Consider the following 11,378-nt stretch of genomic DNA (forward strand, 5'->3'; position numbering starts at 1 on the left):
CGCCCCCTCGCCGGGCCCCTGCGCGCGGAAGGCCGGGACGTCCCGTCCCGGCCTTCCGCCTGTTCCTCATCCACCTCCCGGGCGCTTCCGTGCCCGTTTCCGCACGCCTCTCCTCACACCTCGGCCGGCTCCTGCACCGGGAGGCTGTCCATGAAGGAGCTGACGGAGAACACCGCGCGGCCGGGTCCGGGCGGGCCGTAGCCGGGGGGCGAGGACAGGCCGAAGTCGTCCATGGTGGCGCGGTAGGCCTCGAGGAGCCGGATGTGGTACTCCAGCGGGGCGCCCTGCGGGTTGGCCTTGCCGAGCGGGGTGGTCGGCTCCGGGCACCAGGTGGTGAACCGGGGCGTGATGCCGTGCGACATGAAGAAGCGCAGGCCCTCGGTCGTCGACGCGATGGCCTCGTCGACCGTCGTGAAGCCGAAGGGCTCGGCCATCTCCACGCCCGCCACGAAGTTGGGGATCACGTTGCGCGCGCCGAAGACGTCGGCGGAGTCCAGGATGCGCCGGTGCCACTCGTCGCGGCCGACGTAGCGCTCCTTGCCCGGGCAGTACAGCTCGAACAGGCGGCGGTCCCACACCTCGTAGTTGGGGTGGTAGATCTGCACGCCGTAGTCCTTGAACCGCTGCACGTCGTCCTTGGGCAGCGCCTGGGCGACGACCTTGCCGATCCAGCGGCCGGGGAAGCGTTCCTCGATGGCCTTGGCGTAGTGGCCGTAGAAGTCGGCCTCGTCGCGGCCCGCGACGGTCTTGGTGATGGCGCCGCCGGTGAGGGTGTAGGCGGTGGAGGCCTTCGCCGTGTCGTAACGGTCGATGATCTCCAGGGCCTCGAGGATCTCCTCGACGTCCTTGACCCCGGTGTAGGGCCGGCCGGCCGCCTTGTGCTGGCGCCAGTTGTGGTTGATGTCGCAGTACTGGCACTCCTCCTTGGCGCCGAAGTACTGGCAGACCCGGAAGACGGTGAGGTAGATCAGGTAGCCCCACTGGATGGTGGGCGCCACCTCCATGACCGACTTCCCGTTGGAGAGCGTGTGCCGGTAGTACTCCGGCATCGGCGGCACCCCGACGTCGGCGATCCGCTTCCCGTCGAGGTAGAGGCCGAGCATGCCGTCCTCGTTCGCGGCGACGCGGTACGGCGAGGAGGGGTTCACCCGCACCGAGACCACGGTGCGGCGCAGGTCGTAGGGGCCGCCGGTGAGGATGATCTCCTCCGGCGGGCGCCGGAGCGCGGCCTCGCCCAGCTCGGGCAGGGTGCCGTGGTCGAAGGAGAAGATGAAGTACGACTTCGGCTTGACCTCTCCGCTCTCGTTGTCGCTGAGGGCGGACGGGTCGAAGGCGACGCCGCCGCGGAGCAGGTCCTCCTTGAAGACGGCTTCCCGCGGCACGTGCGGGAACCGCTCCATCAGATCCTCGACCAGCGCGGTACGGCTGCCCATCTGGTGTTCTCCTCCCGGCTCGGACGTACGACTCCTCACGGTATGCCCCCGCTCGGGCGTCCGGTGTGCCGGGGCCCCCCACGTGGCGCGGACCACTCCCGAGGTAGGTTCCGGCGGGGGCCCTTTTCGGTCCCGATCCCGGGAAGGACGACCGATGGCCGAGACCGTGACCAACTGGGCGGGCAACATCGCCTACACCGCCAAGGAACTGCACCGCCCGCACACCCTGGACGCGCTGCGGGCGCTGGTCGCCGGGAGCTCCCGGGTGCGGGCCCTGGGCAGCGGGCACTCCTTCAACGAGATCGCCGACGCCGGGGAGGACGGCGTCCTGCTGTCGCTCGACGCGCTGCCCCCGCGGATCGACGTGGACACGGCGGCCCGGACGGTGCGGGTGGGCGGCGGCGTGCGCTACGCCGAGCTGGCCCGGCAGGTGCACCGGCACGGTCTCGCGCTGCCGAACATGGCGTCGCTGCCGCACATCTCGGTCGCCGGGTCGGTGGCGACCGGCACGCACGGCTCCGGTGTGACGAACGGCTCGCTGGCGTCGGTGGTGCGCGAGGTGGAGATGGTCACGGCGACCGGCGACCAGGAGTGGATGGGCCGGGACGACGCGCGCTTCGGCGGGGTGGTCACCTCGCTGGGCGCGCTCGGGGTGATCACCGCGCTCATCCTGGACCTGGAGCCGGCCTACGAGGTCGAGCAGCGCGTCTTCACCGAGCTGCCGCTCGACGTGCTCGACACGGAGACGTTCGAGGCGGTGATGTCGGCGGCGTACAGCGTGAGCCTGTTCACCGACTGGCGGGCGCCGGGCTTCCGGCAGGTGTGGGTGAAGCGGCGCACCGACCGGCCGCTGCCGGACTTCCCCTGGGCCGCTCCGGCGACCGAGAAGATGCACCCGGTGCCGGGCATGCCCGCCGTGAACTGCACCGAGCAGTTCGGGGTGCCCGGGCCGTGGCACGAGCGGCTGCCGCACTTCCGGGCGGAGTTCACCCCGAGCAGCGGGGCGGAGCTGCAGTCGGAGTACCTGCTGCCGCGGCATTTCGCCGTCGACGTGCTCCACGCGCTGGACGGGATCCGGGAGGCGGTCGCCCCCGTGCTGCAGACCTGCGAGGTGCGCACCGTCGCCGCCGACGACCAGTGGCTCAGCCCGTCCTACGGCCGGGACACCGTGGCCGTCCACTTCACCTGGATCGAGGACACGCGGGCGGTCCTGCCCGTGGTGCGGCGGGTGGAGGAGGCGCTGGCGCCGTTCGAGGCACGGCCGCACTGGGGGAAGGTGTTCACCACGCCGCCGGCGCGGCTGCGCGCCCGCTATCCGCGGCTGGACGACTTCCGCGGGCTCGCCCGTTCGCTGGACCCGGCGGGCACGTTCGCCAACGCCTTCGTCCGGGACGTCCTGGGCGGCTGACCTCCCCGGCCCCACCGGTCTCGTCCGGACTTCGTCAAGCCCCTTGCCGAAGATCCGCACCACGCGGTGGATCACGGGCTCCCCTGTCCACCGGTGCCCGGATCACGGGCGAGGAGTGGACGTTCCTCCCCACCGACGTCCAAGGGGGCAACATCACCGAGCCGTTCGAGGACCCGACGGTCGGCTTCGCCCGGTCGCTGTGGAACCCGGCGGTCGTCGGCGTCCCGCACACCGTCGGGCCGCTGCTCGTCTGCGCTCGCCGGATACGGGCCGGCCCGCGTCCCGTCCCGACACGCGGACAAGGTGTCCTACGCGGTGCCGGTGGCCCTGGTGCGCGAGCTGGGCCTGCACCGCGTGCGGCACCGCCTGGAGGCGGTCGAGACGGACGGCGACGCGCTGACCGTACGGACCCGGGTGGCGCCCGCCGGCCGGGAGGCGGGCCTGCGGACGGCGTACCGCTGGACGTCCGACGGCACGGGTGTGCGGCTGACCGTGTCGGTCGTGCCGGAGGGCGACTGGCGGGTGCCGCTGCCCCGGCTCGGCATCCGCTTCGGGCTCGCGGGCTCCCCCGGGGAACGCCGTCTTCTGGTTCGGCGGGGGGGGGCGGGGCGTACCCGGACACCAGGGCCGCGTCCAAGGACCTGCTGTGGGACGCGAGCGTCGAGGACCTCCAGACGCCCTATGTGCGCCCGCAGGAGAACGGCGCCCGCGCCGACGTGCGCTGGGCGGAGATCGGCGGCCCGAGGATCGACGGCGACCCGGAGTCCTGGCTCGCGGTCAGGCCCTGGACCACCGAGCATCTGGACGCCGCCCGGCACCTCACCGACCTCACCCCCGGTGACACGGTCTGGGTCCACCTCGACCACCGGCAGCACGGCATCGGCTCCCAGTCCTGCGGCCCGGGTCCGCTGCCCCGCTACTTCCTGTGGCCGAAGCCCGCGGAGTTCTCGTTCGTCTTCTCGCGGCCGGGCGACTGACGACGGGCGGCCGGCGGCAGGGGACCGCCGGCCGCCGGCCGTGTCCGGCCCGCGCGCTCACGGCCGGGGCAGGAATGCCCGTGCCCGGCGGAGGTCGTCCTCGTCCAGGTCCGCACGTCCGAGCAGCGCCTCCGCGAGGGTGCCGCCGGCCGTCTCCGTGAAACCGTCCGCGGCGGTGCCGACGTGGTCGTCCAGCCAGGACAGGGCCCAGGAGACAACCCGCCGGGTCTCCGCCGGAGTGAGGTCCGCCGACGTCAGGAGGGCTTCGAGGACGAAGCAGGAGCGCCAGACGGGCATGTGGTGTTCCAGCCAGTTCAGCGACCACGAGACCGCTGTGGCGCGTTGCTCCGCCGTGAGGTCGGGGCGGGGCAGGTACGCGGCGAGGAGGAAACTGACGTCGTAGGCGGTGGGGTCGTCCTGGACGCCGTCGGCGACCAGGGACATCACCTGGCAGGCCTGATGCGGCGGCAGGTCGGCGCGTGCCACCAGGGGGCTCACCACGCGCCAGCATTCCGCGACCGGTTGGCTGCGGACCCAGCGCAGGGTGAACGCGGTGAGTTTCCGGACCTGTTCGGCGTTCAGGTCGGTGCGCTTGAGGAGCGAGGGCAGCACGGCGCGGGTGTCGCGCGGTGTGCCGTAGCGGTGCAGCCACGAGAACGTGGCGCCGATGGCCCGGTCGATCTCGTCGGCGCCGAGTTGCTGCTGCGCGTTGAGGGGGGCCAGAACGTATCGTGCCTCGTGGGTGGTCCCGTGGACGTCCAGCCACTGCATGGTGCGCGAGACGGCCCGCCGGGCCTCGTCCGCGGTCAGGTCGGTGCGGGCGAGCAACGGGGTGAGGACGAAGCGCGCTCCGCGCGTGGGGGCGTGGAGCCGGAGCCACAGGTCGGTGAAGGCGACGGTGGCCCGCGCCCGCTCGCCGAGGATCTCGCGGCGGGCGAGCAGCTTGTCGAGGACGAAACTCGCGTGGGGCGCGGCGATCCGGCGTTCGAGCCAGTCCGCGGCGAGGGAGATGCCTCGGTCGAGCCGTTCGGCGCTGATCCTCCTGTTGGAGATCAGCGATCCCAGGGTGAAGGTGACCTGTCCGCTGTCCAGGTGGTGTTCGAGCCACTGGAGGGCGTGGGCGGCCGCGAGGTCGAGGTCGTCGTCGGCGAGTCCGCCGAGCAGCATCAGGGGCTGCAGCAGGTAGGAGGCGTTCGGCTGTGTGGCGTGCCGCTCCAGCCAGGCCAGCGCCGCGGCGACGGCCTGCCGGAACTGTTCCTCACCGAGTTCCCGGTGGGTGAACACCGCGCCCAGGATCCGGGCCGTCTCGGGCAGGTCGGCGTGTTCCTCCAGCCAGGTCAGCGCCGCGGTGACGTCCTGCTGGGCCTGTTCCCCGTGCGGGTTGCGCGTGTTCAGGCGGTTCAGCAGCTCGGCCGCCTCGCGCTGGGTGGCTCCTTCGGCGCCGTACTGGTTGCGCCGCTGGGCGACGAAGTCGAGCGCCTGCCGGCGTTCGTCCGACGACAGGTCCTCGCGGTCGAGGAGCGCGCTCAGCACGGCATCGGCGTCGGGCACGTTGTGGTAGCTCGTCAGCCAGAGCAGTGTCGAGGCGACCGTCTCGCGGGCCTGTGAGTCGGTGAGGTCGGGGCGCTGGAGCAGCGCGGCCAGGACGAGGCCCGACTTCCTGTCGGTGCCGTAGAAGTCCAGCCACTGCATGGCGAAGGCGGTGGCGTCCCGGACCTGGTTCCCGGTGAGGCCGGGCCGCGGGAGCAGCGCGCGCAGCAGGAAGTCGGCCATGAGGGTGCGGCCGTGGTGCCGCAGCCAGGTCGTTGCCGCGCACACCGCCTCATCGGCCTGTTCCGCGGTCAGGTCCTTGCGGGAGAGCAGCTTGCTGAGCGTGAAGCTGGCTTCGAACTGGTCTGCGCGGGACATGACCCACTCGGTGGCGAACTCGTTGGCCCGGCGCGCTTCGGGGCCGGGGATGTCGGTCCGGGTCAGCAGCGCGTGCAGGACGTAGCCCGCCGCGGGGCCGTTGCCGTGGTGCCGCAGCCAGACCATTGCCGCGGAGATGGCCTCGCCCGCCTGTTCGCCGCTCAGGTCGTCCCGGGTGAGCAGCGTCTCCAGGACGTAACTGGCGTCGGGCACGGTGGCGTGCTTCGCCAGCCACCGGCCCGCGAAGCCGGCGGCGCGACGGGTCTCCGCTTCGTCGAGGTCGGTACGGGACAGCAGCTGGCGGATCAGGAAGTCGGCGTCGGACGTGGTGGCGTGGTGTTCCAGCCACTCGGCGGCGAGGCCGACGGTCTGACGGATCTTGGCGTCGGCGAGGTCGGTACGGGACAGCAGCCGGTGGATCAGGAAGTCGGCGTCCGGTGCGGTGGCGTGGTGTTCCAGCCATCGCTCGGCGAAGCCGACGGCCCGGTCGGCCTGGCTCTTGTCGATGCCGGTCCGGGTCAGCAGGGGGCGCAGGACGTATGTGGCGGAGGAGACGGTGCCGTGGTCGTCGAGCCACTCCAGCGCCAGCGAGACGGCCCGGTGGGACTCGTCCTCGGTGAGGTCGGCGCGGCCGAGCAGGGTCCGCAGCGCCTTGTGCGGCTCGGGCGCGGCGCGGTGCTGCCCGAGCCACTCGAGGGTGGCGGACACCGTCCGGCGCGTCTCGTCGTGGTGGAGGTCGTCCCGGGCGACCAGCGCGGTCAGGACGGGAGCCACTTCGCGCGTGGTGGTGTTCCGTTCCGCCCAGAGCAGCGCGGCGGCGACGACCTGCCGGGTCTGTGGGGCGGTGAGGTCGGTCCGGGCGACCAGCGAGCGCAGCACGAAGTGGGCCTCGAGGAGCGTGCCGTTGCGCCGCAGCCAGCCGATGGCGTTCCGCAGCGCCGGCTTCTGCTGCTCGGGCGGCACATCGGTACGGCCGAGCAGAGGGCCCAGGACGTAGCTGGCCTCGCGGCGCCAGCCGTGGGACTCGAGCCACTTCAGCGCGGCGGGCAGGAGCAGCAGGGCCCCGTCGGTGGGCAGGTTCCCCAGGCCTCGGTAGAACACGTGCCGGGCGTCGACGCTGTCCCCGAACTCGTCCAGCCAGGGCCCGACGACCTCCTGCCAGTTCTGCACCGCGGCGCCGGACCAGGGGGGCCCGGAGCAGATCGCGCCGAGGGCGTACCCCCCGACGTCGGCGTTGCGCCGCATGACGTGGCCGATGGCCGGGGCGTTCGCCACGAACCACTCGTCCAGCACCGCGGAGACGGCGTCGGCGCGCTGGACCAGGGCGAGATCGTTGACGACACGGCCGATGTGGGTCGCGTAGCGGCCGACCGTGCGCGGACCGACGAGACAGCCGGAGAGGAAGACGTACGTGCGGTCGCGGTCCGGGGCGCGCCGCTGCTCCGGCAGGATCACCGACTCGACGAGCTGGTCGCAGACCACGTCGTGGGCGGTGGACAGGGAATCGCCGTCGTCGCCGCCCCGTTCCAGCCAGCCGAGGTCGATCAGCGTCTCCACCACACCGTCCGCGCGCAGCGCCGCGCTCGGTGTGCGGGACAGAGCGGCGTTGGCCGCCGCTATCACCTCGGTGTGCGGCTGGGGACAGGCCGCTGCCGCCGCCGCGGCCACCACCAGGCTGTCCGAGGCGGTGACCCGGTCGAACGTGTTCTTGCGTCCGGGCACCGCGAGGTCGTCCTCCTCGAGCCGGCTCCTCAGCCACCGGGAGAGTTCGCCGCTCGCGCGCAGTCCGGCCGCCTCGGGAATCGGCAGGTCGTGGATGACACGGCGTTCCAGCTCACGCGCCACCAGCAGGGTGATGATGGGCCGGTGCCCGCAGATCGCCCTCATGCGGTCCATGCCGAGGCGTTCGATGGCGGTCGGGGCCAGCCTGGCCAGGGCCTGGTCCGCCACGAGCCGCTGGAACTCCTCGTCCTGGCGCAGCTCCACCTCGTCGAACACGTCGCGGAGTTGGGTGTGGTCCGCCTTGTGCAGCCAGCCGGGCCGTACGGATGCGAGCAGGGCGACCTGGATGTTCCTGCGGCGGGCCGCGGGCAGCAGGCGGTGCCGCAGTGCGGTGAGGTCGAGGGGTGTGTCGTGGTTGTCCCTGTCCTCCTTGAGGTACTTGTTCAGGTAGTCGATCACCACGAGGACGGGGCTGTCCTGGGCGAGGACCTGGCTGCTGATCCGGTCGGTGATCGACGACTCGCGGCCGGGAAGGACGTGGAGCACCCTCCAGCCCTCCTGGAGCGCGATCCGTCCCACCTCGAGTCCCGTGCGCGTCTTGCCCGTTCCCGCGGACCCCACCAGCAGGATTCCTCGCTCGTCCGGGTTCCGCAGCCGGGAGAAGAGGGTGTGCGGCGCTGCCGGGTGGTCCTGGCCGGGCGACACGAAGGGCAGCTGTTCCGGAGTGAGGTTCTTCTTGAAGCCGTCCAGTCCGTCGACGAGGTCGCGCTGGCTCACCACCGCCGCCAGCGGGTCGGGGGCCGCGGGCCCCGACGGCGCGGGCGAGACGGGCCCGGCCTGGACCGGCACACCGGTGAAGGACCGGTTGCGGGCGAGGGGGATCAGATGACCGCTGTCGCGGTTGGCGATCCGGGGCTGCGGGACGAGCCGGTTGCCCACCCGGCGGCCGGAGAGCCGGGCCTTGAGCGTCAGGAAGACGTCCCCCATGGTGAGGAGCGGCTGTTCCTCACCCCTGCGGCCGTCGGGGAGCGGCCCTTTGAGCCCCTGCCCCAGCAGATCGGTCAGTTCGAGGGTGAAGACGCTGCCCTCCGGCAGGCAGAGGGACTCCTCGGTGTCGGCGGCCGAGGTGAGGACGCTGGCGCCCTCGATACCGAGCGAGTCCGTCCACGGCGACTGTGTCTCGGCGCCCATGGGGAGGGCGGCGCCGCTGAAGCAGCAGTCGATGATGACGACCTTGTGCCGCGCCGGGGACTCGGCCACGTAGTCGCGGAGTTCCGCGTACTTCACGGAGCGGTGCGGACTGGCGTGGTGGGCGGTTCTGGTGCCGAGCAGCAGGCTGTGGCCGTCCCGGTCGAAGAGGCCGTGGCCGGCGTAGTAGACGAGGAGGAGGTTGGTCGCCTCGTCGGCTGCGGTCTGCACGGCGTCGAGGACGTCGGCCGGCCGGCAGTCCGCCGCGACGGCGTAGCAGTGCCTCTCGGCGAGGCCGCCCACCAGCGGGTCGGTCAGCCGGGCGCGCAGCGCGGGGATGTTGTGGCGGACACCGTCCAGGGCGGGCAGATGCTCGAAGTCGTGGACACCGATGAGGACGGCCCGCGACTCGGGCGACGTCTCCTGCCCGGTCACGGCTGGGGCGTGTCCGCGTCCGGCGTTCCGCCCTCCAGACGGCGCAGCAGATCCGCCAGTTCCTCGGAGGTGAGGTGACCGATGTCGACGGTGGTGCCGCCGTGGGTCAGGGTCCGGGCCCCCTGCTCGTTGCCGCGTGCCCGGGCGAGTCGCCAGGTGGCGTAGGCGACGGAGAAGTTCGCGATGTCGACGGCGCTGCCGAGCACGAGGTCGAGGGCGTCGAGGGCGCCCATCGTGGGGCCCGGTTCGCTCACCGGGGTGACGGGGATCCTGCGGGCCCGGGGATCACGGCCGAGCCATGCCTGAAGGTCCGTCAACGCCTTGTGGTCTCCGTTGCCCTGGATGCGAACGCGCATGCGCAGCCCTGTCCCCCTGGTCGTCCCGTCTCAGCCGTTCCATGCTAGGGCCTGTCCGGAGGATCGCGCCCCGGACGGCCGAGGAGACGGAACCCGGCCGAGGAGGGACTCCTCGGCCGGGCGCGCGTGCGGGACCCGGGGTCCGGGTCAGTGGTCCGCGCAACAGGGTGTGGGATCCGGCGCCTCGAAGGGGACGAGGGTGCCGCCCAGGGCCGGGGTGGCGGCGAGGACGAGCGTGCCGTGCTGCCACTGCGGGCGTACGTGGTCGCGCGTCACCACGCGGGTGCCGGGGTCCGGGTCACCGGGTGCGCCGAGGACGGTCACGCGGTCGATCGCGGAGCGCGCGAGCAGCTCCGCGACCGTCAGCGTGCCCGTGAGGGCCGAGGCGCCCGGGTAGAGGACCGCGCGCCCGGCCGGGTCGGGCAGCCCCGGGGACAACGCGCCCTGTCCGGCCTCCGCGAGCCGCTCCCACGTCGTGCGCAGGAGCGGTGCGGACGGCAGGGCGAGGGAGAGGACCACGCGCGGGCGGTCGTCGCGGACCAGGTGCGTGCAGCCCCACGTCCCCTCGGGGAGGGCGAGTCCGTCCGCCAGCTCGTGGAGCAGGTGGTCGGCCGCGCGCAGGTCCCTGACGCCCGCGTCCACGGTGAGGGCGTACGGCGTCACGAGGGCAGGACCCACACGGGGTTGGAGTAGAACCACAGGTCGCGCCACGGGTCGGCGTCGCCGACGACGTCGAGGGCGGGGCCCGCCGGGTCCACCTGGGCGCCCATCGCGCCGACGGCGGACCGGTTGCCGTCGGTGCCGCGCAGCCGGACGTACAGCGGGCGGTCGACGCGGCCGAGGTCGAAGGTGACGCGGACGGTTCCGGCCGACTTGCCGATGTCGTACGACCGGACGACCTTCGCGGTGGGCGCGGTGAACGTGTCCTGGTCGGCGACCGGGCCGGTCACCTCGCCCTGGATGACGTCCACGCGGGCCAGCCGGGGCACGAAACCGGCCCAGTTGGGTCCCCCGGCGAGCGCCACGTCGGCCGTCAGCGTGACCTTGGTGCCCTTCTTCACGTGCAGCGCGCCGCCGAGCGTGGCCCAGCGCCCGCCGCCGGAGACGCGGACGTCGAGGCCGCTGACGAGCTGCCCGTGGTCGACCCAGATGCGGCCGGCGCGGATGCCGTCCATGACGGCGGCGTAGGAGAAGCCGTCGGCGCCGACGTGGGTGCGGCTGTACTGGCCGGGCCAGTAGTCGCCCTGGGTGATGTCGATCCGGCCGCCGTAGACGGGGTCGGGGTACTTGCCCTCGGCGTGGAAGTCGCCGCCCGGGCCGCGCACCGCCGTGTCGGCGTACACCTGGTGGGAGTCGGAGTTGGCGGTGATCCACCAGGGGCGGCCCTCGGCGAGGAGGCTGTCCCACAGGCCGCCGACGGTGGCGGTCATCCAGTCGAAACCTCCCCAGGTGCGGTAGCTCTCCAGCGGGTAGCCGGGGAAGGAGTTGGCGCCGGGGTTGTTGTCGTAGATGCCGCGGGCCCGGCCCATGCCGAGCGGCCCCGGCAGGCCGGCGGCCTGGTGACCGGGGGCGCCCTCGAAGCCGACGGCGATCTGCCGGCCGGTGCCGGTCGCGTCGCGCCAGGCGCGGATCTCGTGCGGGGAGTCGACGCCGCGCCGCGCCGGGTGGTTGGCGAGCATCAGGGCGTCCTTGACCTTGCGCCGTCTCACCTGGTCGGCGAGGAAGTTGAGGCCGGCGACGGCGAGCGCCTCGTTGGCGGGGGTGGAGTCGGAGGCGCCCTTGACGCTGCCGTCGTAGTCGGTCTCGAACTGCTTGAGGACGGCGACCTCGTTGCGGCCGGGGTGGACGAAGACGGTGCCGTGCTCGGCGGCCGGGATGTTCCACTCCAGGCCCTGGAAGACGAGGGTGTCCTCGTGGGCGGCGCGGGCCTCCCTGATGTCCGGGTTGACCT

6 protein-coding genes and 1 pseudogene are annotated in these 11,378 nt (G+C 72.8%); 2 read left to right on the top strand and 5 right to left on the bottom strand.

Annotated features, from left to right (window positions below; all coding sequences use genetic code 11):
* Window positions 1-113 precede the first annotated feature (113 nt).
* The gene (locus RIM90_RS18410; RefSeq protein ID WP_309061806.1) at window positions 114-1,433 is read right to left on the bottom strand and encodes a radical SAM protein; all 1,320 of its coding nucleotides are present in this window, start codon (window positions 1,431-1,433) and stop codon (window positions 114-116) included.
* Between the two features lie 154 nt (window positions 1,434-1,587).
* Here RIM90_RS18410 and RIM90_RS18415 point away from each other — a divergent pair, with 154 nt between their 5' ends.
* Window positions 1,588-2,841 carry an FAD-binding protein gene (locus RIM90_RS18415; RefSeq protein ID WP_309061807.1) on the top strand — a complete coding sequence of 418 codons (1,254 nt, stop codon included), beginning with the start codon at window positions 1,588-1,590 and terminating at the stop codon, window positions 2,839-2,841.
* A gap of 327 nt (window positions 2,842-3,168) precedes the next feature.
* Window positions 3,169-3,818: pseudogene (locus tag RIM90_RS18420) on the top strand (beta-galactosidase); the annotation flags it as partial.
* A gap of 57 nt (window positions 3,819-3,875) precedes the next feature.
* Here RIM90_RS18420 and RIM90_RS18425 read toward each other — a convergent pair.
* The 4 genes from RIM90_RS18425 to RIM90_RS18440 all read right to left on the bottom strand — a co-directional run.
* Window positions 3,876-9,071 (bottom strand): caspase family protein, encoded by a 5,196-nt coding sequence (locus RIM90_RS18425; RefSeq protein WP_309061808.1) that lies wholly within the window; start codon window positions 9,069-9,071, stop codon window positions 3,876-3,878.
* Window positions 9,068-9,427, bottom strand: a complete 360-nt coding sequence (locus tag RIM90_RS18430) for a hypothetical protein (protein ID WP_309061809.1) — start codon at window positions 9,425-9,427, stop codon at window positions 9,068-9,070. The genes RIM90_RS18425 and RIM90_RS18430 overlap by 4 nt, the downstream gene beginning before the upstream one ends.
* A gap of 147 nt (window positions 9,428-9,574) precedes the next feature.
* Window positions 9,575-10,090, bottom strand: a complete 516-nt coding sequence (locus RIM90_RS18435) for a hypothetical protein (protein ID WP_309061810.1) — start codon at window positions 10,088-10,090, stop codon at window positions 9,575-9,577.
* Window positions 10,087-11,378, bottom strand: a 1,292-nt coding sequence (locus RIM90_RS18440; protein ID WP_309061811.1) for a histidinol-phosphatase, incomplete at its 5' end; no start/stop codon positions are given. The genes RIM90_RS18435 and RIM90_RS18440, both read right to left, overlap by 4 nt.

This window comes from Streptomyces sp. (assembly GCF_031181555.1).
Taxonomy (GTDB): domain Bacteria; phylum Actinomycetota; class Actinomycetes; order Streptomycetales; family Streptomycetaceae; genus Streptomyces; species Streptomyces fimbriatus.

What these genes read in the sequence shown, in the direction of transcription:
- RIM90_RS18410 (WP_309061806.1), bottom strand. Translation starts at nt 1,433, where the DNA reads ATGGGCAGCCGTACCGCGCTGGTCGAGGATCTGATGGAGCGGTTCCCG.
- RIM90_RS18430 (WP_309061809.1), bottom strand. Translation starts at nt 9,427, where the DNA reads ATGCGCGTTCGCATCCAGGGCAACGGAGACCACAAGGCGTTGACGGAC.
- RIM90_RS18415 (WP_309061807.1), top strand. Translation starts at nt 1,588, where the DNA reads ATGGCCGAGACCGTGACCAACTGGGCGGGCAACATCGCCTACACCGCC.